Genomic DNA, 22,707 nt, shown 5'->3' on the forward strand with positions numbered 1-22,707 from the left:
GCTCCGGGACGCGTTCGGTCAGCCGTGGCGGCCAGGCCCGGCTATCGGCGGACGCCGTTCGCGGTTGCCGGTTCGTTGAGCGTCAAGGGTGGGCCTATGTCCTGGCCGGATGTCACGGTGGTTGATGCGTGCGTGCGGCGCGACGGCCGGGGCGGTAGCCCCACGGCCGTCACCGACGACGACCCGGCGGCGACGGACGCGGACAGGCGTGCGGTCGCTGCTGCGTCCGGCACCTCGCACGCGGCGTTCCTCGGCCCGGGGCGGACGCCGGACGGTGGCTGGCCGGTCCGGTTCTTCACCGCAACCGCCGAACTGTCCGGCTGCGGCCACGGCACCGTCGCCGCGCAGGCCGTCCGGTTGACCCGCACCGCGCTGGGCGAGCTGAACGACAGCCAGCACACCGGCGGACGCACGTTCGACACCGTCGCGATCCGCAGCCCCGCCGGTATCGAGGTGTGGTTCGACCAGGGCCTCGTCGCGCTGCGTCATCCGGCACCGGACGAGCGCGCCGCGATCGTCGCCGCGCTCGGGCTCACCGCGGACGACCCGCATCCGACCGACGCGCCACGGATCGCCGCGCCCGGCGCACCACGCATGCTGGTACCGGTCCACGACAGGTCGGCGCTGCTCCGAGTCCACCCACACCTCGGCAGGCTGACAGCGGCGTGCCGGCGGTACGGGCTCCTCGGCTGTTTCGTGTACGTACCGCCGGCGGGCGACCGACCGGGTGCGGCGCGGATGTTCGCACCGGCGATCGGTGTCGACGAGGACGTCGCCAACGCCAACAGCACCGGCTGCCTGGCCGCCCACCTGCTCGACACGACAGGAGCGCAGACGGTCGCGATCGAGGTGGAGCAGGGCGACGCCCTCGGTCGACCGGCCAGCGTCCTTGCTTCGGCCCGACGCGGGCCGGCGGGCATCACGACCCGGGTCGGCGGGTTGGCGGTGGTCCGCGACGGACACTGAGGCGACGACGGGAGCCGCCCCAGATGTACTCCTCGTGTGCCAAGGGCTCGGTAGAGCAGGCTATCGGGGAGGGGGGGGCGAGCGGTGCGGGCTGTGTTTAGTGTCCACTCGACCGAGCGGACCATTGCGTCCCCGTTCTTGGCGAGCAAGTGTCGGTCGCCGCAGACCTCGTACAGCGCCCACGGGCACCGTCAGCCGTCAGCCGTCAGCCGTCAGCCGTCAGCCGTCAGCCGTCAGCCGTCAGCCGTCAGCCGTCAGCCGGTCGTCGGCGCGGACCGCGTAGGAGCGGACTCGCGCCCGTCGCAGCCCGAGGGCGCCAGCAGATCCACCTCCATCGTCTCGTGCAGGGCGCGGACATCGGGTACGACGGCGAGGCAGGCCAGCAGCGTGAGCCATCGGCCGGTCGGGCCGTGGTCGGTGAGGGCGGGGCGGGCAGGCATGGGGGTGTCGAGGCCCATCGTGGCGCGCAGGGCCGCGACCGTGCGCACCAGGAGCCAGCGCCAGGGCGTGCCGGGCTCGGTGGCCTTGTCCGCCGCCTCGGCGATCTCCGCCTGATCCGCGGCCGGCGCTTTCAGCTGCGCCAGCAGGGAGGTCAGGTGCTGCCCGGCCGGGAATTCGACCCCAGTGGCGTCGACGGGGGTGCGCTCCAGGGCCTCCGTCCATTCACGGTGGTCCTCGCCCAGTCCCAGGGCTGCCTGGACCTCGGCGGCGTCCGCACTCTCATTTATCGTCATAACGACGATAATCGTAGATCATGACGGCTCCGAGTCCCGCAAGCGGCCGTCGTACAGCGGCTGCCGGTGCCACCCGCCACGGTGGATCGCTGGGGCACGCGCAGCAAACGTGCTCGACAGCGGGGGCTTCAAGACCTCGGGAGCTGGGCGCGGCCATCCAGGTGCGGGCGCCGACTTCGCCGCATCTTCGCGGCCTGGCCGCGAAGGCCGGCGCACCGGGAGCTCCCCGCGTGCGCCCGGCGAGGCCGGGGTACTCGGCGGGTCCCTGTGAGGACCGGCGAGAGGAGCCGAGGGTGAGCAGCGCAACGGGCAGCAAGGTCGTCGTCACGGGTGCCACCGGAAATGTCGGCACCAGCGTGGTGCGGCTTCTGTCGGAGGACCCGGACGTGGCCTCGGTAAGGGGTCTGTCCCGGCGGATCCCGGACTGGTCACCGCGGAAGACCGAGTGGACGGTCGTCGACCTGGCCTCGGAACGGTCCGATCTCGCCGCTGCATTCGTCGACGCGGACGCGGTCGTGCACCTGGCCTGGGCGTTCCAGCCCACACACGATCCGGCGGCGACCTGGCGTACGAACGTCCTGGGCAGCATCCGGGTCTTCGAGGCCGTGGCCGCCGCGCGGGTGCCCGTCCTCGTGCACGCGTCCTCGGTGGGCGCGTACTCGCCGGGACCGAAGGACCACGCGGTGGACGAGTCCTGGCCCACGCACGGCTGGCCGGACGCCGCCTACTGCCGGGAGAAGGCCTACCTCGAGCGGACCCTGGACACCTTCGAGCGCGACCATCCCGGGATCCGGGTGGTGCGGATGCGGCCGGCGTTCCTGTTCAAGCGGCAGTCGGCGAGCGAACAGCGGCGCATCTTCGGCGGCCGGTTCCTGCCCGGCCCGATTGCCCGCCCCGAACTGCTGCCGTTCCTGCCGGACATTCCGGGACTGCGCGTCCAGGCACTGCACACCGACGACGCGGCCGAGGCGTACCGGCTCGCGCTGCGTACCGAGGTGCGCGGCCCCTTCAACCTGGCCGCCGAGCCGGCCCTCGACGCGGAGCTGCTCGGCGAGATGTTCGACGCCCGCCCGGTGCGCCTGCCCCGGACGGCGGCCCGCTCGGCTATTGCCGCCGCCTGGGGACTGCGCCTCCTCCCGGCCTCCCCGCACCTCTTCGACGCGGTGCTCAGGCTCCCGCTGATGGACTGCACGCGTGCCCGTGTCGAGCTGGGCTGGCATCCGCAGCACACGGCGCCGGAGGTGCTGGAGGAGTTCCTCCTGGGCCTGCGGGCCGGTGAGGGCGAGGCCACCGAGCCGATGCGGGGGCGCAAGGTGGGCTGAGCGCCCGGCGCCCAACGACGGCCGGGGGTATCGGTGGGCGCGGGTCCAGGGCCGCCGGACCGGATCAGATAGCGCGGTAGTCAAGTACACGATCGCATGAGATCGGCGGCGAACAGCTCGTGCACTTCGGATGGTGCGGCACGCTCGTGTCTGCCGTACGGCCTGCCGTACGGCCGCTGTGGGAGTCGGTGCGGGTCTCCGGCCGCGGCCCGTTCCCGCCGCGCCTGTGCACCTGATGTCGACGTCGGTGGTGGCCGACATGATCAGCCCGGGAACGTGGGGTACAGCCCGACAGGGCCGGGCGCCGCATGCTGCCCGAGCACGTCGGGGCGCGGCGCGCGACCGTACAGCCCGTCCGCCATCATCGCCGCCGCCCCGCCGCCGGTCTCTTCGCGGGCTGCCCGACCACCACCAGCGTCCCGGACCAGGCGTCCCGCCCCGCGGCCAGCGCCTGGGCCGCGCCGGTCAGCCAGGCCACGTGCAGGTCGTGTCCGCAGGCGGGCATCACGCCGGGGGTCTCGGAGGCGTACGGCAGTCCGGTCGCCTCCTGGACCGGCAGCGCGTCCATGTGGGCGCGCAGCAGGACCACGAGCCCGTCCCCGTTGCGGCACCCCGGCGACTTCGGTGTCGCCGATGCCCTCGGCGGTGTCGCACCCCGCCTTCCCCAGCCGTTCGGCGAACTGCGCGGCCGTGCGGTTCGCCTGGCCGGAGAGCTCGGTGTGGTGGTGGTGCAGGTCCCGGTAGAGGTCCTCCAGGTCGGGGACCGGGAGGTCGGCGGTGAGGTCCAGCGCGGTACGGCCGCGGTGGAGGTCATGGAGGGCAATCTATGCCGGGGTCCGCCGTGGAACCTTTTCCGGGGCGGGGCCGTTTCCGGGGTGAGATCGATCAGACGAGCACCGAGGTGACGGCAATGGCACTGTTCGACCGGCTCAAGGACCAGGCCAAGAGCTTGCAGCAGCAGGCGCAGGGCGGGCGCGGCACGACCGGGGGGCATGGTTCGCAGAGCGGTTCGCGGACGGGCTCGCACGGTGGATCCCGCGCCCAGCTGGTCGGCTTGCTGAAGAACCAGCTCGGCTCGATCAAGACCGAGCTGAAGAGCGGTGCCTACCGGGACGCGAGCATGGCGATGTGCGCGCTGGTCGCGGCGGCGGACGGCCATGTGGACGCGTCCGAGATGCAGCAGATGGAGTCGATGATCCTCAGCAACGAGGTGCTGCAGAACTTCCCGCCGGAGCAGCTGCGTCAGCGCTTCCACAAGCACGTGGAACAGCTCACCCGTAACTTCCCGCAGGGGAAGGCCGAGGTGATGCAGGACATCGCCAAGGCCGCCAAGAAGCCGACCGAGGCCCGCGCGGTGATCCAGACCGGCATCGTCATCGCCGGCGCCGACGGGCACTTCTCGCAGGCGGAGCAAATGGTCCTCCAGGAGGCCTGCGTGGCACTGGGGCTGAACCCCGCGGAGTTCCAGCTCTGACAGCTCGACAGCTATGACAGGGAAGCGGTCGCCGACGCAGGGGGAGTGCGTCGACTGCCGCTGTCCGAGTCGTTGTCGAAGTACGGCTGGCACTTGGCCTGGAACGTGCTGCCGTTGTACGGCAAGGGTTCAGAACACCCGCGCCGCCGCTGCCTGCCGCGAGATTGGCCCGCTTCATCCCGCGCGGCCGCGGCCCCGGCCGGCGCGCGAGTTCAGGGGACCTGCGCTAAGCCTCGTCGACCCTGGTAGGCGGCCAGCGGTGGGGCCGGTCTGAAGGCGACCTCTATAACACGCCAATCGGGGTAGCGGTCGTGTGGCGGCGGGGGCGTCACCTCCCGCCGCCAGATCACCGGCGTGACGGGGAAGCACCATGCGAACTCGACTCCTCACCCTCGTCACCGCCGCAGTCGCCTCCATGACGGTCCTGGCCGGCACCGCCTCGGCGGCCCCGGCGGACTTCAACGCCCCCTATGCCCGGGCTGCCGCCAAGGTTGGCGCGGACGGAACTCTCCTGGCCACCAAGAACGTCGCGTCATCGGAGCGCTTCAACGGGCAGCCCGCGGGCTACTACTGCGTGCGGGTCTCCGACCCCACCATGGACCTGCGCAACGCCGCCGTCCTCGCCACGATCACCACCATCCCGAACAGCAACTGCAACGGCTACACCCGCACCATCACCGTCGTGACGACCGACTACAACAACAACCTCAGCGACTTCCCCTTCACCGTCGCCGTCCTGTAGCGGCGACCTGAAAAGCGCCCCCCGCCGGGCGGGGCCAGGGAGATCGCCCTGGCCCCGCCCGGCGGCATAGCTATAGCTGCGCCACCCGGACGAGGCCGCCAGTGCGGCGCGCCTGTCGGCGGCGAGCTCCGCCGCTGCGCCGGGGCTCGGTGATCAGCAGTCGCCGTAGCCGACTTGGCCGAAGCTCCGCAGGGGCTGATCGCTTCGGGCGCGAGGGAGTGCCTCAGGTCGTTTCCGGTGCGCTCCGCTGAAGGGATGAGGGCTGTGCGCCGGGGGCGGGCAACGGCATGCTGCCCAGCCGCACACCGGTCGTCGGGGATCCCGACCGAGGGCATGCCCGTCGGGTGGTCGCGTTGCGGGACACCACTCACCGCATCACCGACGAGGTGATCGACGCGGGCACCTTTCACTCGCCGGTGAGCTGCCCGGCATGGTCGACCAAGAGCTCGCCGACCTCATCTGATGCCGGGGGATGGTTGTAGCGGGCGGTGACCTCGCCCAGCGGGTGGACACACTGTCCGGAGGCGCGCGGCACACCGCGTCGCTGGAAGACCTCGGCGACTCGGCCGGAGGATGGTCTGCCGCCACGGCGAGCACGCGGCCTCCGGTCAGCACGGTCGGGCCGACCGGGCTGACCGGGCTGACCGGTTCGGGCACCGGAAGCCACAGCACGTGCGCGTCGTGCTCTTCGGCGAGCAGCGCGGTGAACGGGTCGCTGCCAGCGACTCGGCCTGTGACATCCCGAGTCCGGTCAGCGGAGAGACGTGGGTCACACCGCGTCGTGTCACAGGCGTGAGGGCCGCCTCGTCTCGGGGGTGAAGGCATCGACGAACGTGGAGGAGCACACGATGGACGCGCGATTGACCTACTTCGCCAGCCCGACCGCCGACAAGGCGCTCAAGTACTTCATGTCGGTCGGCCGGGTGCTGAAGGAATCGCCGCTGCCCGCTACGACGCAGGAGTTGGTAGCGCTGCGCGTGAGCCAGATCAACGGCTGCGCGGTCTGCATCGACATGCACACCAAGGAAGCCGCCGCGGCCGGCGAGAGCCCGGTGCGGCTGAACTTGATCGCGGCTTGGCGGGAAGCAACGGTCTTCACCGAGGCTGAACGCGCCGCGCTCGCATTGGCGGAGCAGGGGACCCGGGTCGCGGACGCGGCCACCGGGGTCAGCGACGAGGTCTGGGCGCGTGCCGCCCAGCACTATGACGAGGAGCAACTCACGGCCCTCGTGCTGCTGGTCTCGTTCATGAACACGGTGAACCGGCTGAACATCATCACCCAGCAACCGGCCGGCGATTACCAGGTTGGCCAGTTCCACTGAACCCGCCACCGCACCCCGGCCGGGTCAGGCCTGCCGGGACCGGGACGCCATGCTCAAGGCCATGAGGTCGTCCGCGGGCGCGGGCGTTGTCAGGTCCGCTCACACATCGGATGATCTTCGAAAGATGCCTCGTCGGCACGGGTCCGGCCGGGCACGCAGTCCGCAAAGGGGGAGTCGGCGTGGGCAAGGTCGAGGAGTTCGAGGAGCTGCGGCCGCTGCTGTTCTCGATCGCGTACCGGATCCTGGGCAGCGTGGGTGAGGCGGAGGACGCGGTACAGGAGACCTGGCTCCGCTACGACGCCTCGAGAACCCGGCCCGTGTCGGCCAAGGCGTTCTTGTCAGCCACGGTGACCCGGATCGCGATCGACGTGCTGCGCTCCGCCCGGATGCGGCGGGAGAAGTACGTCGGGCCGTGGTTGCCCGAGCCGCTGCTGGAGGATCCGTACGAGGACCCGGCCCGCGCGGCGGAGCTGGCCGACTCGGTGTCGATGGCGGCGCTGCTGCTCCTGGAGCGGCTCAGTCCGCTCGAGCGGTCGGTGTTCGTGCTGCGGGAGGTCTTCGCCTTCGGCTTCACCGAGATCGCCGCCGCGGTGGGGCGCTCGGAGGCCGCGTGCCGACAGCTGCTCGTACGGGCACGCCGCCACATGCGCGAGGGACGGCCCCGGTTCGAAGCGGACCGCCAGGAGCGGCAGGAGCTGGCGAGGCGGTTCTTCGAGGCACTGACGCAGGGAGACGTGGACGGACTGCAGAAGCTGCTGTCCGCCGACGCCCAGCTCATCGGGGACGGCGGTGGCAAGGCACCGCAGCTGGCCAGGGCCGTCACCGGCGCCGAGAAGGTGGCCAGACTGCTCGCCACCGTCTACCCGCTCATGGCCCGGATCGACATCACGTTCGAACCGCACGAGGTCAACGGCCAGCCGGGCGCGCTCTTCCGTGACCGCGACGGCAAAATCCTCCATATCCTTGCCCTCGACACACTCGACGGGCAGATCCAGACGATCCGCGCGGTCATCAACCCCGACAAGCTCAGCCACCTCGGCCCGGTCGCCGACGCCTGGGCCGTCGACCAGGAAGTGAAGCAGATCCGTAGAACCCGGTGATCTCCCGACCAGCCTGACAGGGCAGGACCGGAGGTTTCAGTGCCGCATGCCGATGACCCTGGCGCACGGCTCGCCCGTGACGTCTTCCCACGATACGAACCGTGATCATCCACCGCGCAAGATCGATTATCGACACACCCACTGGGGGTTCAGTCATGATCCTGATTACCGGAGCCACGGGCGTCGTCGGCCGGGAAACCGTCCGCCTCCTGGTCGAGGGGGGAGCGAAAGTCGCCGCGGTCACCCGCGACCCGCACGCCGAATTCCCCGCCGGTACACAGCTCGTCCACCCCACGAAGGTTCCCACCCTCGGCGGCGTGGAGGCCATTCTGCTCAGCCCGCGTGCCGCCGGATCCACCGCTGTCGACCTGTTGGCCCGCGCCCGCGAGACGGGCGCGGCAAGAGCAGTCGTGCTGTCCGCCGTCACCGTGCAGTACCCGGCTGGGCACACACGCTTCCGGCAGCAGTTCCACGCTGTTGAGAAGGTCGCCCAGGAAAGCGGCCTGGACTGGACGATCCTGCGCTGCGCCGATTTCGCCGCCAACACCCTGGCATGGGCCGGGCAGATCCAGGCGACCGGGACCGTCCGGGGGGCGTACCCGCACGCGAGGACCTCGACTGTCGACGAGCGGGACATCGCCGCGGTGGCCGCCCTCGCCCTGACTCACCCTCACCACCACGGTCAGACCTACCTGCTCACCGGAGAGCAGTCGCTGAGCCAGCCGGAGAAGGTCGCCGCGCTCGGCGCGGCGCTCGACCGGTCACTGGCCTTCGTCGAGGCCGCACCGGACGAGATCCGCCGCGGCATGCTCGCCGCCGGACTGCCCGACGAGGTGCCCGACCGGCTGCTCGGCTCGCTGGCCGACTACGCCCGCGAAGCCGGGCCCACCACCGACACCGTACGGCGGCTGCTGGGCCGCCCGGCACGTACGTACGCCACCTGGGCGCAGGACCACCGCGCCGCCTTCACTACAGGAGGAACCCGATGAAATGCCGTCCCTCCTGCATCAGTTGCTTGACGGTGGCCTGGCCGCGCACATCTGCAGGCCGGTCACTGCGGAGCGTTGCCTGACCTGTCGTGTAGACGAAGTCACCGTGTCAGGCGTTATGCCTTGGCCTTGGGCCGCTTCCTCGACTGGGTGAGGGAGGTGCCATGCTCGCGCGGATCACCTCGTCACTGAGCCGGAGGGCTCGGAGCAGTTGAGCGCGATGCGGGGCGGGCAGGTCGCCGCTGCCGAACGCGCATGCGCGTACAAGTTCGCGGGCACGGCGACTGGCTCCCGGCTCTCTCCGACGTGGGCTGATTTTCGACGCCTCCACTGCCGATGGCTGCGGCACCACCAGAGCTCGTTCTCGTGGACAAAGCCAGGCGTGGTAGGCGCGGCGCGCGGTGATCTGTCGCAGCCAGGCTGCCAGGGCATCTCCCTGCGGACTGACTCCGGCGAGCGGCCCCTCTCGCCGCCCGACCCGCCGCTGCGGCTGCTGACCGTCGGGCACCCCCCACGCCCTCCTGTTCCTCGTGGCGGGCGCGGGCGATCAAGATGTACCCCTCCGATTTCCGCGACACCGCCGAGGACGTACGGATCACGCTGCTCGCGGCGCTGTGCTCCTCCCGCCAGGCGGAGATCACGGACGCGCTGGTGGAGTTGGTGGTGGCTCTGGTCCACAAGATCAACGCGCGGGCCGAGCGGCGGGTGGAGAGGCAGCTGACGGCGGAGCTGGAAAAAGCCGCGGCAAGGAGGGCATCCTCTTCAAGCTCGCCGAGGCGGCGATCGGCAAGCCGGACGAGGTGGTGCGTACAGCGCTGTATCCGGTGGTCGGGGAGAAAACGCTGCGCGACCTGGTGGCCGAGGCCAAGGCGAACAAGAAGGGCTTCAAGGCCAAGGTCCGCATCACCCTGAGGTCGTCGTACAGCTCGTACTACCGGCAGATGCTGCCGCCGCTGCTGAGGAAGCTGGCTTCAGGTGCAACAACACCGCCTACCGTGCGGTGATGGGCGCGATGAAGCTGCTGGAAAAGTACGCGGAGGTCGACGGCAAGCCCCCTCGCAGACAGCGGTGTACTTGGCTGCGTGGCCGGTTACGCCTGCTGGGAGTCCAGCTGTCCAAGGAGTCGCGCCTTGCCCGATCGGTTCAGCCAGGTGTCGAAGTCCATGAGGTTGGGGAAAGCCTTGCGTACGGGTGCGAGGTCGATGTCGTAGAAGGTTTCGTTCGCCCAGGTCATCACCTTCGCGACCTCGGGGGCGTGCTCCCACAGCATCCCGAGCGGAATCTGTGTGCGGGGGACGGTGCGGTCGGCGGCCTTGCCCAGCGCGTCGGCGATCTGTGGTGCCGTCAGCCGGTCACCGGCGATCTCCATCGTCCGGCCAACGTAGGTGTCCGGATCCGCGAGGGCCAGCGCGGCGAAGGCACCGACATCGTCGATGGCGACGAGGTTCATGACCACTTCGTCGTGCCAGGGCACGTTGAGTGAGCCGTTCTGGAAGAACCGCGCCGGGCTGGTGAAGTCCTCCATGAACCCGGCGGGACGCAGGATTGTCGAGGGCAGGCCCAGCACGTGGATGTGCTGCTCGATCTGCCACTTGTCGATGGGGCCCCAGCCATGCTCGACGTAGAAGCGGTTCTGCTGCTCCATGCCGCCGACTGAGGAGTACACCAGGTGCTGCACGCCCGCGGCCTTGGCGGCGTCCGCGATGTTCGTTGCCTGGGTGATCTCGTTGGGGTTGTCGGACTGGACGCTGTAGACGCCGTATGCGCCGCGTATCGCCGCGTCGAGGGAGGCGCGGTCGTCGAGGTTCCCGCGGACGAGTTCGGCGCCGGCGGCGGCGAGTTGGGCGGCGGCTGGAGCGGTCTCGTCGCGGACGAGGGCGCGGACGCGCCAGCCGGCGGCGAGCAGATGGCGGGCGGTCGCCCCGCCCTGGTTCCCGGTGGCGCCGGTGACGAGAACGGTCTTGTCGTACGTGTCCATGGCGGTCTCCTTGTACGTCTGACCCTCGAGGAAGGTTTCTGCACTTGATGCAAGTTTGCATTGAGTGCGAGTTTGCCGTCAATGCGGTAATCTGCTTGCCATGGTCAGACCCGAGCGCAACACCTCACAGCCGTCCTTGCGTGAACGGAAGCAGGCGCGCACCCGCCAGGCGCTGATCGACGCGGCGGCGGAACTGTTCGAACGCCAGGGGTACGACGAGACGACCGTGGCGGAAATCGCGGCGGCGGCGGAGATCGGCACCCGGACCTTCTTCGGGTACTTCGCCGGTAAGGAAGACATCCTCTTTCCCGACAGCGACGCGAGGGCCCGGGCCACGATCGCGGCGATCGCCGACCGCGACCCGGCCGACGGTCCGGTGGACGTGCTGCTGCGGGCACTCGACACCATCGCCGAGAGCGACGCCGACATGGTGAGCCCGATGGCCGCCGTGCGGATGCGGCTGTTCCGCACCGTCCCGGCGGTGCGGGGCAAGGCGCTGCAGGTCCAGCTCGCGGCCCAGCGGGAGATCGCCCGGGAACTGCACGTAGCGTTCCCCGACGAGTTGGACCGGGTGAGCGCGGCGGCACTCGCCGGGGCCCTAACGGGAGCGGTGAGTGGGGCACTTGACGCACTCATGGACGAGGAGGGCACCGACGGCGCGGACGCCGAGCGCCTGCGGACGCGGGTGCGGCAGGTGACGGAACTGGCACTGCAGCCGTGGCGTCAGGCCGCCGGGAAGTAGTCCGGGAGCAGGCGGGGGTCCTTGGCCCGGGTGAGGCGTTCGACTGCGCCGATCGCGTTCATCAGCGGGAGGCGGGCGAAGACGTCGCGCACGCACCGTCCGCCGGCGGTCTTGGGAACCATGAGGCGGACGTTGGGGCCGATCTGCAGGCGTGGAACGGAACATGAAGTACGCCTTGGCCTGGGCGTGGTTGCCGGAACGAACCCGTGATGCGGCACGAGTGGCTCTACCCGGACACCACGATCGAGGGGATCGCCGCCCAGTGGCTGGAACTCAGGCGCGCTTCGTCGTGGTCACCGACGGCGCGGCCGGCGCCCACGTCTTCCACGCCCGTGCGGCACGTATCAGCCGTCCCGGCCGGAAGGTCGCGGGTGGGGCCATGCCGCAGCCGGGGACTACATGGATGGTCACCCGGGCCTGAGGCTGGGCCCCGCTTCAGCGAGGCAGCAGGACGTCGACCTGCCTGTGGATGTCCTGCACGATCTCCTCGACGCTCAAGGCGATGTTCACGCTCGCCGCCATGCTGAGGAACATCACGGCGGACACGATGTGTGCCAGCGTCGCGGCGTCGTCCTCTGCTACCCGCTCGTCTCGGCGCAGCACGGCGGCGACGGCCTCCTCGGTCTGCGCGACGATGGCGAGTGCCGCACCGTGCCGGGGCTCCTCGGGATCGCCGAAGACCATCTCTCGCAGGTAAGTGCGTCCGTTGTCGATCTGGATGCGGTTGCACTCGACGATCGGCCGGACGATCGCCAGCACCGCATCCAGCACGCCCGCGACGGTCTCGGCGTCCGCCCGGCCCTGCTCGAGCGCTTCGATGTACTTGGCGTTCTGGACAAGGAGGAGGAGTTCGCCCTTGGTCTTGGCATAAAGGAACAGGGTCCCGGTGCCGATGTCGGCCTGGTTGGCGATCTGCTGGGTCGTGACCTCATCGACGCCGTGTTTGGCGAACAGTTCACTGGCGGCAGCGACGATGCGGTCGAGTTTCTCCTGCTTGTTCCGCTCGCGCCGTCCGACAGGCATGGCGGTGTCCTCCAGGGATAAATTCTGACTATAATCAGTTTTGATTGTACTCAATACCGTGTGAGCTCGACTGTGGCTCTGCTCATTCTCCCATCGGGGGGTGGCGTGTTGTTGCTCCACCCGTGCGCAGCCATGAACCTCGCATCCCCCTTGGAAGAGGGAAACCATGCCCTCCCTCGATGGAGCAGTAGTCGTCGTCACCGGCGCCAATGGCGGTAGCGGCACCCCCTTCGTCCACGAAGCCCTGGCTCGCGTCGCCGTCAAGGTCTACGTCACCGCCCGCTTCCCCCGCGTCTGGGACGATGAGACCCTTGACGTCACCGACCGCGCGTCGATCGCCGCGGCCGTCGCCGCCGCGGCGGATGTCACCGTGCTCGTCAACAACGCGGGCGCCCCGCCGAGCGCGAGCCTGCTGGACGTAACCGAGGCGAACATCCGGGCGCACATGGAGACGAACTTCTTCGGACCAGTCTTCCTCGCCCGCGCCTTCGCACCGGTCCTCGCCGCCAAGAAGGGCTCTACGACGCCGTCGAGGCCGGAGAAGACGAGGTCCTGGCCGACGAGTTGATCAGGGGTCAAGGCGGCTCTGAGCGGCCCGGTCGAGGCGTACCCGGACCTGCACAGCACGGACCTAATGGGTGTCAGCGTTGCTGGTTGGCGATGCCGATGTAGTGCCCGTCGGCGGGCCGGCGTAGAGGAGGTTGCGGCGGAAGACGTTGCTCTCGTCGGGGTATGCCAGCTTCGTCTGCTTGCGCCCTTTCAGGGGTGCAAGCGTCGATTGGAAGGTGACTTCCGCGACGCCGTCGATCTTCCGGTCTGCCGGGATTGCGGTCTGGACCCCGTCGATGGCCGGCCACAGGCCCGGGTTGTGCTCGGCGAGGTGGATCTGCCGGTACTCCTCCAGGCCCGGGGTGGCGGAGATGATCCCTGAGTGCGGGCTCTTCCAGTGGTCAATGCCGGTCTGGCGGGGCTGATCGGTGCGCACCCGCAGCAGGATCGAGGAGGTGTCAGGTGGTGGTCATCGGGCCAGGAAGTCGACCGCTACGGGGGCGAACTCCTGGTGGTACTGGAAGATGCCGCCGTGCCCGGAGTCGCGGTAGATGATCAGCTCGCTGCCCTTGATGCGCCGGTGCAGGTCCTCCGACAGGACCGACGGCACCATGCGGTCGTTGTCCCCGTTGGCGATCAGGGTGGGCTGCGTGATCGTCGACAGGTCGTCGGGGGCGGAGCGCCCCCACTTCTTGATCGCCTTCAGCTGCGTCTGGAACGCCTTGGTCTTGATGTCCACGTCGCGGTCGACGGTGCGCTCCTTGAGCCGGTTGACGAACGCGCGCGCGGCGGCCTTGCCGGTGGCATTGCGGTTGAAGAACAGGAACTCCTTGGGGTCCGAACGGGCCAAGGTGGCGCGCAGGATGTCCCAGTAGGTGACTCTGGCGACCTTGTCCATGTCCTTGCCGCCCTTGGGCCCGGTGCCGGTGAGGACCAGCTTGCGGACGAGTTCGGGGTGCTTCACCACCAGGGCCTGGGCGACCATGCCGCCGAGGGAGAAGGAGAAGACGTCGATCTTGTCGTACCCGAGCGCCTTGATGAAGGTGTAGGCGTCGTCGGCCATCGCCTCGACACTGTCCGGCACCTGACCGGTGGACGCCCCGACACCGCGGTTGTCGAAGGCGATGACGTGACGGCCCTTCGCGATGGGGTCGATGATGCGGGGGTCCCAGTTGTCCAGGGTCGCGGCGAGGTGGACGAAGAAGACGACGGGGATGCCGCCCTTCGGTCCCAGCTCGCGGTAGGCGTAGGTGACGCCACCGGCGCTGACGGTGCGGGCCGGGGCCTTCGCGTAGGAGGTGATGACGGCTTCGTTCGGGGTGTCGGTGCTGCTCATGACGGAGTCTCCTTGCGTGTGCTGTGTCGGTGTGTGTTTCGTGTCGTCCGTCGCGGTTGCGGCGGGTCAGCTGTTGGCGATGACGGCCTTGCCGCGGATGCCACCCTGGGACAGGGACTGCAGCGCCTGCGGGGTCTCGTCGAAGCCGACCACCTTTCCCACGACCGGGCGCACCGCGCCCTGGTCGATGAGAGTGGTGATCTGGCGGAGCTGGTCGCCGCTGGCGCGCATGAACAGGAACTCGTACGTCACGCCGAGCTTCTTGGCCTGCCTGCGGATCTTGCCGCTCATGCCTGCGACCGCCAGGCGCAGCAGCGGGTTCAGGCCGGCCTCGCGGGCGAACGCGGCGTCCGGGGGACCGGCGATCCCGATGGCCTTGCCGCCGGGCTTGAGCACCCGCAGGGACTTCTCGAGAGTATCCCCACCGATGCTGTCCAGCACCAGGTCGTAGCCGGCCAGGAGCTGCTCGAAGTCCTGGGTGCGGTAATCGATCACCGTGTCCGCGCCGAGCGCGCGCACGAAGTCCGCGTTGGAACCGCTGGCGGTCGTGGCGACGCTCGCACCGAGGTGCGCGGCGAGCTGGATCGCGATCGAACCGACCCCGCCGGCCCCGGCGTGGATGAGAACCTTCTGCCCGGCCCGCACCTTCCCGCGCTCTATCAGCGCCTGCCAGGCCGTGAGCGCCGCCAGCGGCAGCGAGCCCGCCTCTTCCATGCTGATCGAGGCGGGTTTGAGCGCCAGGTCGCCCTCCGCGACGGCGATGCGTTCGGCGAAGGTGCCGATGCGGTTCTGGTCGGGCCTGGCGTAGACCTCGTCTCCGGGCTTGAAGCCGCGAACCGCCGTCCCGACACCGATGACGGTGCCCGCGACGTCGTTGCCCAAGATCAGTGGCAGCTTGTAGGGCAGGATCTGCTTGAACTCGCCGGCGCGGATCTTCTCATCCAGCGGGTTCAGCCCGGCGGCCTCCACCCGCACAAGCACGTCGTGCTCCCCCACGGTGGGTTCGGGGACGTCCGCCTCCTGCAGCGGCTCCTTGTACTTGGTGACGACGAACGCTCGCATGGGGCGCCACTCCTTGTCTTCATCCTGTTTATCGAGTTTTGCGGCTAGATCAGCCAATTCGGCGTGACTTCCGGGATCCCGCCTCAATCCGAGTACACTCAATTATGAGTACGCTCAGAATTATTGTCAAGGGAGGCCCCATGGGACGCGGCCACATGCCGATCGGGCGCCGCGAGCGGGCCAAACAGGACAAGCGCGAGCGCATCATGACCGCAGCCCGCGAACTGTTCGCCGCACACGGCGTCAGCGGGGTCACGACACAGCGGATCGCACACCGGGCTGACGTCGCGATCGGCACTCTTTACCTGTACGCGTCCACGAAGGCCGAGTTGCTGATCATGCTGCAGAACGAGGAGTTCGCCGCCGCCATCGATTCCGGCCTCGCCGCCGCCAACGCCGCCGTCGGACAGGGCGTACTGGAGCAGGTCATCGCTCTCATCCGTCCCGTCGTGGAGTGTCTGAGGGAGCACACCGAGAACGGCCGCACATACCTGCACGAACTCGTCTTCGGCGACCCGGCCGAGCCCTACCGGCAAGCGGGTCTGGCCCTCGCCGGCCGCCTCGAGGACGGCATCACCGGCCTGCTCACGCGCAACGAGTGCATCGATGCCGCCGACGCGGCGACGCTGGCACGGGTGATCACCGCGATCATCCACATCAGCACCACCGCCACTCTGTACCTGCACCGCAGCGACGAAGCCGTCCTCGCCGACATCCGCGACCAGATCCACGCCACCCTGATGCCCCAGCACGGTGCGGCATGACCACTCGCTCGCGGCGGGCCAGGTGACCGGTGGACGGAGAACGGCCGTAGCGAGCCCGGCTTCACCGCAGTCCTATCGTGCGTTCTGCAGGACGGTGCCCTCGGCGAGATCCTTCGACTGCATCCCACCTTCACCTGGTCGCGCAGCTCGCGGGCCAAAACCGCCGTCGCCACTGTCCTCGAACGTGCCGGGCCCCCCGACCAGCGACTGCCGGAAGAGCCGGAAGAGCATGCCCTGCTCGGCCTGCGCCGCCCAGGGCCGTCCGGCGCTCTCCGCGCCCTTCGCCACCCGGGTCATGGCCGGCCTGCGCGGCCCGCGCATCTCCACCCGGGCGCGGGCCCCGCCGGGGCACGACGTCGCCGGTCCCGGTCCCGGTCAGACGGGTGCCGGCCGGGACCGGTCGCCCGTGGGTTCCAGGCGGACGACGATGCCCTTGGAGGTGGGCTGGTTGCTCATGTCGGCGACGCTGTCGAGCGGCACCAGGACGTTCGTCTCCGGGTAGTAGGCGGCGGCCGACCCCTTGGCCACCGGGTAGGACACGACCTCGAAGTTCTCGGCCCGGCGCTCGGTGCCGTCCTCCCAGACGCTCACCAGGTCCACCCGGTCGCCCTGGGCGAGGCCGAGCGCGGACAGGTCGGCCGGGTTGACCAGGACGACGTGGCGGCTGCCATGGATGCCCCGGTAGCGGTCGTTGTTGGTGTACGGGACGGTGTTCCACTGGTCGTGCGAGCGCAGGGTCTGCAGCAGCAGATGGCCCTCGGGGGCCAGGGGGACCACCGGCTCGTTGCAGGTGAAGCGGGCCTTGCCGGTCTCGGTCCGGAACACGCCCTCGTTGACCGGGTTGGGCAGCTGGAAGCCTCCCGGGCGGGCCACCCGGGCGTTGAAGTCGTGGAAGCCCGGCACGATCCGGGAGACGCTGTCGCGGATGGTGTTGTAGTCGCCCTCGAACCTCGCCCAGGGGATGTCCCCCGTGCCGTCGACGCTGAGCCGGGCGAGCCGGCACAGGATGGCGACCTCGCTGAGCAGCATGCGCGAGGCCGGTTCGATCCGTCCCCGGGAGGTGTGCACCTCGCTCATGGAGTTCTCGACGGTGACGAACTGCTCGCCGTCGGCCTGGACGTCACGCTCGGTGCGCCCCAGCGTCGGCAGGATCAGGGCGGTGTCGCCGCAGACGGTGTGCGAGCGGTTGAGCTTGGTGGAGATGTGGGCGGTCAGCCGGCACGTACGCATCGCCTTCTCGGTGACCTCGCTGTCGGGCGCTGCGCGCACGAAGTTCCCGGCCAAGGCGAGGAAGACCTTGACGCGGCCCTCCAGCATCGCCTTGATCGAGTTCACCGAGTCCAGGCCGTGCGGGCGCGGCGGGTCGAAGTCGAACTCCTCTCGCAGGGCGTCCAGGAAGCTGTCCGGCATCTGCTCCCAGATGCCCATGGTGCGGTCGCCCTGGACGTTGCTGTGGCCGCGCACCGGGCAGACGCCCGTACCGGCACGTCCCAGGTTGCCGCGCAGCATCAGGAAGTTGACGATCTCCCGGACGGTGGGCACGCCGTGCTTGTGTTGGGTGATGCCCATCGCCCAGCACACGACGACGCGTTCGCTGGCGAGGACCTCGTCGCGGACCTTCTCGATCTCCTCGCGGGTCAGTCCCGTCGCCGCGCGCACGTCGTCCCAGTCGACGGTGCGGGCGTGCCGGGCGAACTCCTCGAAGCCGGAGGTGTGGGCGTCGATGAAGTCGTGGTCCAGGACGGTGCCGGGGCGCGCGGCCTCCGCCTCCAGCAGCAGCCGGTTCAGTGCCTGGAACAGGGCGAGGTCCCCGCCGGGCTTGATGTGCAGGAAACGGTCGGCGATCTGGGTACCCCGCCCCACGACCCCGCGCGGCTTCTGCGGGTTCTTGAAGCGCCGCAGCCCCGCCTCCGGCAGCGGGTTGACCGCCACGATGCGGCCGCCGTTGCGCTTGGCCTCCTCCAGGGCGGAGAGCTGGCGCGGGTGGTTGCTGCCGGGGTTCTGCCCCACCAGGAAGATCAGGCCCGCGTGGTGGAGGTCGTCCAGGCTCACGGTGCCCTTGCCGACGCCGAGGGTCTCGTTCAGGGCGAAGCCGCTGGACTCGTGGCACATGTTGCTGCAGTCGGGCAGGTTGTTGGTGCCCAGGGCGCGGGCGAAGAGCTGGAAGACGAAGGCGGCTTCGTTGCTGGCCCGGCCGGAGGTGTAGAAGACCGCCTCGTCGGGCGAGTCCAGCCCTTTGAGTTCCTGCGCGAGGACGCCCAGGGCGTCTTTCCAGCCGATGGGCTCGTAGTGGTCCGATCCGGGCCGTTTGATCATCGGCTCGGTGAGCCGGCCCTGCTGGTTGAGCCACATGTCGGAACGGGCGGCCAGGTCGGACACGCTGTGCTCGCGGAAGAAGTCGGCGGTGATCCGGCGCGTGGTGGCCTCGTCGTTGATGTGCTTGGCGCCGTTCTCGCAGTACTCGTTGCGGTGGCGCCGGCCCGGGGCGGGGTCCGCCCACGCGCAGCCGGGGCAGTCGATCCCGCCCACCTGGTTCATGGTGAGCAGGTCGACCCCGGTCTTGCGCGGGGAGGTCTGCTCCAGGGAGTACTCCAGCGCGTGCACGACGGCGGGGACCCCGGCCGCCCACTTCTTCGGCGGTGTCACGGAGAGGGAGGTCTCCGGCTCCTCACCGGGCGGGTTCTGCATCGCTTGGCCTTTCTCTTGCCGTGTCGGGCGGGCAGGTCAGCCGACGGGCCACCGGGCGACACGGCTCCTGGGCGGTTCCGGAGTGTCGTGCTGGACACGGCCGTTGCGGATGGTGCCGCGCCAGGCGCCGCCCTCCTGGCCGAGCCCTTCGATGAAGTGCTTGAAGCTGACAAGTTCTGCGCGCACCAGCCGGGCGGCCAGCTCCGTGACCCTGGGGGAGTTGGTGAGGACCTTCACGGCGCCGTGCGGCCGCAGGAGCATCCGCACGGTGATCGCGGTGCCCCCGGACTCCGTGGGCCGGAACTCGACCTCGCCCTCATGGGTGGGATGCTGCTCCAAGCCCCGCCAGGCCAGGTAGGCGTCGGGGTCCTGTTCCACGATCTCGACCGGGAAACGGTGGCGCACAGGGCCGTAGCCGATGGTCCACGCGGTGACGGTGGGCCTGACCTGCTCGACGTTGAGCACCACGGCCGAGAAACGCGGGAACGTCTTGAACTGCGTCCACTGGTTGTAGGCCGTACGGACCGGCACCGCGACCTCGACCGTCTCCTCGACGTGCCGCTCGCGCAGCGGACGGCGGCGTGTGACGCCGTCGCCGCCGGTGTGCCCGTCGTCCTCTTCGTGCGCCATCATGGTCCTTCTTCCGGTGAGGAAGCCGGGCATCCGGACGTTCGGCCTCCCCTGGTGGGTCAGGGCACCACTTCCGGTTCCCCGCTCTCGGGCTTCGAGTCACCCGACCGCACCCGCGACCCCCTGTGCACGGGCCCGAGGGCACGTCCGCCGGGCTTCTCCCGGCGCCCGGCGGCCACCTCCAGCTTCACCCCTGGCCCCGGCCACCCGCCACTCGCCGCACCCCGGCAGGCGGCCGACGGGGCTTGTGTGGACCTAGCGCCGCGGCATCTGAGGCTCCACAAAGATCAGGACTGCGCGGTCCGGAACGCGAGATACCGGCTGAAGGCTTCGTGGCTGTCGGGTCCACCCCGGACGCGGCACGTTTCAGCAGACGCCGCCGGCGCCGTTGCGGCAACCGAGAGTGCCGGGGCTGCACCGGGGGCGGGCTATTTCGCCGCCCACCCGTTGAGCAGCCGCTGGTAGGCATCCAGACGCGGCGACCTGAGTCCCTGAGCGCGCCGCGCCTCGTGATCGCCACGGTCGGGTCTGTCGCGCTCATGATCGGTTGGCTGATCGTGGACGCGCGGCTGTGGCATCGATCAGCCGAGGCCTCGCGGGAGGCGAGGCAGAGGGCGAGGCTCTACAACGCCTCGACGGTCCTGACGGTGGGTATCGGGGTGCTCGTCTGCTACGTGGGTTTGATCGTCATCAACTGGGTGTGGGCCCTGTTCAGCCTCAACGGCCACGTGTTCGCGTCCACGACAGGAATCCCGCTTCGCGCCGCGGAGTACTGGACGTTGTCCTGGTTCGTGGCGCCGGTCGCCACGGTGGGCGGCGCGCTGGGATCAGGCCTGGAGAGCGACGAGGCGATCCGGGCAGCCGCCTACTCCAAGCGGCAACAGGAACGCCGCCGGATGCTCCAGGACGACGACGGGGACCAGGTGGTGACCTGAGTCGGAGACGGCCCCAACTCGAGCCCGTCCGGGAGCAGGTGTCAGTACCCCGCATCGGCGTCGGCCGCCCTGGCCGCCTTCAGCTTCGCAAAGCACAACCCGGTGCAGCCGGTCGAAGACTCCGGCCTTCCGCCACCGGTCACCGGTAGGCGCTTAGGGCGAGTACTTCGCTCATGACGACGGCATCGCCCACCGGCCCGCTCCCGGCGCGGAGTCCGCTGCATGGCGGCGAAGCGTGGGTGGGGGCGGGGGAGCGGCGGGACTGATTGGGCCGTGCGACGGCGCACGGGCACGGCGCGCGGCATCTGGCTGGGCGTTAATACGCTGCCGGTCACGGCCATCACCGGCGCGCTCGCCGCCACGGCCGTCGCGCTGCCGTTCGGGTGGGCTCTGCTCGCCGTCGTGACTCGAACGTCGGTAGCGCGCTCACGCCTCGTCTCTTCGTGCGTCAGTGCCTTCAGCCCGGTTCATGGTCATCGAACTGCCGAGTCACCACGCCAGATGAACGCGATTCGGCGGTCCCGGGCGCATAGCTCAGGGTCTCAGGGTGTGCGCCCGATGAAGGCGAGCAGGCGCGTCTGGACGTCGGCGCTCTCGGGAATCTCGACCCTCGGTCCGTACTGCCCGCTTGCGCGGAGCACGTCGTCGAGCGGCAGCATTCCGTCGAGCAGCCGGGCACACCTGACGGGGTCGAGGGTCTCCTCCTGGCCGCTGGCCCGCGCCAGGTCCCAGGTGTGCATGAAGACGTCGGCCGTGTAGAAGCGGTCGACCGCCTGGTGGAGCGGAATCTCGCCGATGTGAGGGTTCGACAGGACCTTGCCCGTGGTGACCGGGTCGTCGAGCAACGACTGCACCCCGTCGCAGTGGACCGTCCAGGCCGCGACCGGATCGTCGTCGACCGAGGGCCCCTGGGGAAGTTCGACGCCGGCCCCGGACTTCAGGAAGGCTGGGAACCATTCGACGAGATGGCGCACCACGTCCCGGGCGACCCATCCTTCGCACGGCGCCGGGTTGTCCCATGCCGCCGGGCTCACGCCGCGCACGCGCTCCGTGAAGGCTCCTGCGACGATTCGGTGTTCATCGGCTGCGCTCGTCATGGATTCAGGCCCTTCCCGTCGGTCCGAAGCTCCTCGGCGGAGCCGGTGCTGTGGTTGCTCTCGACGTCCTCACGGCCCGCGAGCAGTTCGTCCAGCCGCTCGTAGCCCTGGCGGACGCCGTCCTGCATGCCACTCTTGATGAGCGCGTCGCGGGCCTCGACGGACTCCATGACCGACGTCGTGGTGACGCGGGTCCGGCCGCCGAGGTCCTCGAAGACTGCCTTCTCCAGGCTGACGCTGTCCGGGAAACCGTCGTAGGCGAAGGTCTGCACGATGCGTTCCTGAGGGCGCACCTCGTGGAACACACCGCGGAAGCCGTACTCGGTGCCGTCGTCCTCGAGATGCACGTAGCGGTACGCGCCGCCGCTGCGCGCGTCGTACTCGTCGATCCGCATGGTGAGCCTGCGCGGGCCGAGCCACCGGACGAGGAGGTCGGGGTCGGTATAGGCCGTGAACACACGATCCCGCGGGGCGTTGAACTCCCGGGTGATGACAATGATCGGCAGTGCCGGGTCGGCCTCGATCCTCGTCTCGAGCCGGCCGTGGGCCCCTGTGGTGCTCATGATGCTTCCTCCTCGGACATGTTGTCCCGCGCGGGCCGTTCCTCCATCTGTTCGAGCACGGCGTCGAGTCGACGGAAGCGGTCCTCCGCCTCACGGCGGTACCGCTCGATCCACTTCGTCATCAGGTCGAACACCTCGCCTTCGAGGTGGCAGGGCCGCCGCTGGGCGTCCCTGGTGCGGCTGACGAGGCCGGCATCCTCCAGGACCTTGATGTGCTTCGACACGGCCTGGACGGTCACGTCGTAGGGCGCGGCCAGTTCGTTCACCGTGGCGTCGCCGCCGGCCAGCCTCGCGACGATGTCGCGCCGGGTCGGGTCGGCCAGCGCGGAGAACACCCGGGACAGCCGGTCGTCGACCACTCCCCACCTCCCATGTTCAACCCTTCGGTTGAATAACCGTACGACCGGGTCCGCCGCTTTGTCAACCAATCGGTTGAGTAAGCGCGGAGCGCTCTGCCGATCAGGCCCTGCATGTCCCACGTCGATCACATCGGCGAAGGCCGCCGAGGGCCGGCATCGCACGCCGACCCCCTTCGACCGGCCGCCCGTTGGGCATCTCCGCGATGCGTGTCGGGTCAGTCTCAGGACGCTCGATGCGTCGGCAGGTGCCGGAGGCGAGCGGGCGGCCGCCCTGGTGCTGTGGTGCTGGTGCGTGGCCGTGGACGCAATCGATCGTCCCGCCGAGGTGGAGC

The 22,707-nt window shown here is 69.7% G+C and carries 24 protein-coding genes and 2 pseudogenes; 13 read left to right on the forward strand and 13 right to left on the reverse strand.

The window, feature by feature from the left end:
* Nucleotides 1-96 precede the first annotated feature (96 nt).
* Nucleotides 97-966 carry a PhzF family phenazine biosynthesis isomerase gene (locus ASD48_RS30525; protein WP_057604972.1) on the forward strand — a complete coding sequence of 290 codons (870 nt, stop codon included), beginning with the start codon at nucleotides 97-99 and terminating at the stop codon, nucleotides 964-966.
* Nucleotides 967-1,220: 254 nt separating this feature from the next.
* Here ASD48_RS30525 and ASD48_RS30530 read toward each other — a convergent pair whose 3' ends face one another.
* Entirely contained in the window at nucleotides 1,221-1,700 is a 480-nt protein-coding gene (locus tag ASD48_RS30530) for an acyltransferase domain-containing protein (RefSeq protein ID WP_057604973.1), read from the reverse strand.
* A 293-nt stretch (nucleotides 1,701-1,993) separates the two neighbouring features.
* Here ASD48_RS30530 and ASD48_RS30535 point away from each other — a divergent pair, with 293 nt between their 5' ends.
* Nucleotides 1,994-3,022: an SDR family oxidoreductase gene (locus ASD48_RS30535; protein ID WP_057604974.1), complete on the forward strand. Its 1,029-nt coding sequence runs from the start codon at nucleotides 1,994-1,996 to the stop codon at nucleotides 3,020-3,022.
* A gap of 234 nt (nucleotides 3,023-3,256) precedes the next feature.
* On the opposite strand, the pseudogene ASD48_RS30540 reads toward ASD48_RS30535, so the two are convergent.
* Nucleotides 3,257-3,810 (reverse strand): annotated as a pseudogene (locus ASD48_RS30540) (M20/M25/M40 family metallo-hydrolase); the annotation flags it as partial.
* A gap of 122 nt (nucleotides 3,811-3,932) precedes the next feature.
* On the opposite strand from ASD48_RS30540, the gene ASD48_RS30545 reads away from it, so the two are divergent.
* The 6 genes from ASD48_RS30545 (at nucleotide 3,933) to ASD48_RS44925 (ending at nucleotide 9,653) form a co-directional block, all read left to right on the forward strand.
* Nucleotides 3,933-4,496, forward strand: a complete 564-nt coding sequence (locus tag ASD48_RS30545; protein ID WP_057604975.1) for a tellurite resistance TerB family protein — start codon at nucleotides 3,933-3,935, stop codon at nucleotides 4,494-4,496.
* 370 nt (nucleotides 4,497-4,866) lie between these two features.
* The gene (locus tag ASD48_RS30550; RefSeq protein WP_057604976.1) at nucleotides 4,867-5,238 is read left to right on the forward strand and encodes a hypothetical protein; all 372 of its coding nucleotides are present in this window, start codon (nucleotides 4,867-4,869) and stop codon (nucleotides 5,236-5,238) included.
* Nucleotides 5,239-6,086: 848 nt separating this feature from the next.
* Nucleotides 6,087-6,560: a carboxymuconolactone decarboxylase family protein gene (locus ASD48_RS30555; protein ID WP_057605069.1), complete on the forward strand. Its 474-nt coding sequence runs from the start codon at nucleotides 6,087-6,089 to the stop codon at nucleotides 6,558-6,560.
* 179 nt (nucleotides 6,561-6,739) lie between these two features.
* Nucleotides 6,740-7,660: an RNA polymerase sigma-70 factor gene (locus ASD48_RS30560; protein ID WP_057604977.1), complete on the forward strand. Its 921-nt coding sequence runs from the start codon at nucleotides 6,740-6,742 to the stop codon at nucleotides 7,658-7,660.
* Nucleotides 7,661-7,815: 155 nt separating this feature from the next.
* On the forward strand, nucleotides 7,816-8,649 hold the full coding sequence (locus ASD48_RS30565) for an NAD(P)H-binding protein (RefSeq protein WP_057604978.1): 834 nt from the start codon (nucleotides 7,816-7,818) through the stop codon (nucleotides 8,647-8,649).
* A gap of 803 nt (nucleotides 8,650-9,452) precedes the next feature.
* Complete coding sequence (locus ASD48_RS44925) at nucleotides 9,453-9,653, forward strand: hypothetical protein (protein WP_057604979.1); 201 nt, start codon at nucleotides 9,453-9,455, stop codon at nucleotides 9,651-9,653.
* Between the two features lie 86 nt (nucleotides 9,654-9,739).
* Here the strand turns inward: ASD48_RS44925 and ASD48_RS30575 are convergent, their stop codons facing one another.
* Nucleotides 9,740-10,627 (reverse strand): NmrA/HSCARG family protein, encoded by an 888-nt coding sequence (locus tag ASD48_RS30575; protein WP_057604980.1) that lies wholly within the window; start codon nucleotides 10,625-10,627, stop codon nucleotides 9,740-9,742.
* A 100-nt stretch (nucleotides 10,628-10,727) separates the two neighbouring features.
* Between ASD48_RS30575 and ASD48_RS30580 the strand changes: the two genes are divergently transcribed.
* A complete protein-coding gene (locus ASD48_RS30580; protein WP_057604981.1) occupies nucleotides 10,728-11,369 on the forward strand; it encodes a TetR/AcrR family transcriptional regulator in 642 nt (213 codons plus the stop codon).
* On the opposite strand, the gene ASD48_RS44510 is transcribed toward ASD48_RS30580, so the two are convergent.
* A complete protein-coding gene (locus tag ASD48_RS44510; RefSeq protein WP_157880744.1) occupies nucleotides 11,351-11,491 on the reverse strand; it encodes a hypothetical protein in 141 nt (46 codons plus the stop codon). The genes ASD48_RS30580 and ASD48_RS44510 overlap by 19 nt on opposite strands.
* 140 nt (nucleotides 11,492-11,631) lie before the next feature.
* Between ASD48_RS44510 and ASD48_RS44515 the strand changes: the two genes are divergently transcribed.
* Entirely contained in the window at nucleotides 11,632-11,790 is a 159-nt protein-coding gene (locus ASD48_RS44515) for a hypothetical protein (RefSeq protein ID WP_157880745.1), read from the forward strand.
* A gap of 14 nt (nucleotides 11,791-11,804) precedes the next feature.
* Here ASD48_RS44515 and ASD48_RS30585 read toward each other — a convergent pair whose 3' ends face one another.
* The gene (locus tag ASD48_RS30585; RefSeq protein ID WP_057604982.1) at nucleotides 11,805-12,392 is read right to left on the reverse strand and encodes a TetR/AcrR family transcriptional regulator; all 588 of its coding nucleotides are present in this window, start codon (nucleotides 12,390-12,392) and stop codon (nucleotides 11,805-11,807) included.
* Nucleotides 12,393-12,558: 166 nt separating this feature from the next.
* On the opposite strand from ASD48_RS30585, the gene ASD48_RS30590 reads away from it, so the two are divergent.
* Nucleotides 12,559-12,960, forward strand: a complete 402-nt coding sequence (locus ASD48_RS30590) for an SDR family NAD(P)-dependent oxidoreductase (RefSeq protein WP_057604983.1) — start codon at nucleotides 12,559-12,561, stop codon at nucleotides 12,958-12,960.
* Nucleotides 12,961-13,023: 63 nt separating this feature from the next.
* Here the strand turns inward: ASD48_RS30590 and ASD48_RS30595 are convergent, their stop codons facing one another.
* The 3 genes from ASD48_RS30595 to ASD48_RS30605 all read right to left on the reverse strand — a co-directional run bounded on the left by ASD48_RS30595 (nucleotide 13,024) and on the right by ASD48_RS30605 (nucleotide 15,339).
* On the reverse strand, nucleotides 13,024-13,377 hold the full coding sequence (locus ASD48_RS30595) for a hypothetical protein (protein WP_199876027.1): 354 nt from the start codon (nucleotides 13,375-13,377) through the stop codon (nucleotides 13,024-13,026).
* A gap of 33 nt (nucleotides 13,378-13,410) precedes the next feature.
* A complete protein-coding gene (locus ASD48_RS30600; RefSeq protein WP_057604984.1) occupies nucleotides 13,411-14,277 on the reverse strand; it encodes an alpha/beta hydrolase in 867 nt (288 codons plus the stop codon).
* A gap of 66 nt (nucleotides 14,278-14,343) precedes the next feature.
* Nucleotides 14,344-15,339: an NADP-dependent oxidoreductase gene (locus ASD48_RS30605; RefSeq protein ID WP_057604985.1), complete on the reverse strand. Its 996-nt coding sequence runs from the start codon at nucleotides 15,337-15,339 to the stop codon at nucleotides 14,344-14,346.
* A 140-nt stretch (nucleotides 15,340-15,479) separates the two neighbouring features.
* Here ASD48_RS30605 and ASD48_RS30610 point away from each other — a divergent pair, with 140 nt between their 5' ends.
* Nucleotides 15,480-16,103, forward strand: a complete 624-nt coding sequence (locus tag ASD48_RS30610; RefSeq protein ID WP_057604986.1) for a TetR/AcrR family transcriptional regulator — start codon at nucleotides 15,480-15,482, stop codon at nucleotides 16,101-16,103.
* Between the two features lie 375 nt (nucleotides 16,104-16,478).
* Here ASD48_RS30610 and ASD48_RS30620 read toward each other — a convergent pair whose 3' ends face one another.
* Both ASD48_RS30620 and ASD48_RS30625 read right to left on the reverse strand, forming a co-directional pair.
* Nucleotides 16,479-18,791 carry an FdhF/YdeP family oxidoreductase gene (locus tag ASD48_RS30620; RefSeq protein WP_057604988.1) on the reverse strand — a complete coding sequence of 771 codons (2,313 nt, stop codon included), beginning with the start codon at nucleotides 18,789-18,791 and terminating at the stop codon, nucleotides 16,479-16,481.
* Between the two features lie 36 nt (nucleotides 18,792-18,827).
* A complete protein-coding gene (locus ASD48_RS30625; RefSeq protein ID WP_107104440.1) occupies nucleotides 18,828-19,424 on the reverse strand; it encodes an SRPBCC family protein in 597 nt (198 codons plus the stop codon).
* Between the two features lie 485 nt (nucleotides 19,425-19,909).
* Between ASD48_RS30625 and ASD48_RS30630 the strand changes: the two are divergent.
* A pseudogene (locus tag ASD48_RS30630) lies at nucleotides 19,910-20,356 on the forward strand (hypothetical protein); the annotation flags it as partial.
* A 542-nt stretch (nucleotides 20,357-20,898) separates the two neighbouring features.
* Here ASD48_RS30630 and ASD48_RS45755 read toward each other — a convergent pair.
* The 3 genes from ASD48_RS45755 to ASD48_RS30645 are packed head-to-tail and all read right to left on the reverse strand — an operon-like array spanning nucleotide 20,899 to nucleotide 22,375.
* Nucleotides 20,899-21,390 (reverse strand): TIGR03086 family metal-binding protein, encoded by a 492-nt coding sequence (locus ASD48_RS45755; protein WP_242432777.1) that lies wholly within the window; start codon nucleotides 21,388-21,390, stop codon nucleotides 20,899-20,901.
* 59 nt (nucleotides 21,391-21,449) lie between these two features.
* Complete coding sequence (locus ASD48_RS45760) at nucleotides 21,450-22,016, reverse strand: SRPBCC family protein (RefSeq protein ID WP_057604991.1); 567 nt, start codon at nucleotides 22,014-22,016, stop codon at nucleotides 21,450-21,452.
* Nucleotides 22,013-22,375: a metalloregulator ArsR/SmtB family transcription factor gene (locus ASD48_RS30645; RefSeq protein ID WP_057604992.1), complete on the reverse strand. Its 363-nt coding sequence runs from the start codon at nucleotides 22,373-22,375 to the stop codon at nucleotides 22,013-22,015. The genes ASD48_RS45760 and ASD48_RS30645 overlap by 4 nt, the downstream gene beginning before the upstream one ends.
* Nucleotides 22,376-22,707 lie beyond the last annotated feature (332 nt).

Source organism: Streptomyces sp. Root1310 (assembly GCF_001426425.1).
In the GTDB taxonomy this organism is placed as follows: domain Bacteria; phylum Actinomycetota; class Actinomycetes; order Streptomycetales; family Streptomycetaceae; genus Streptomyces.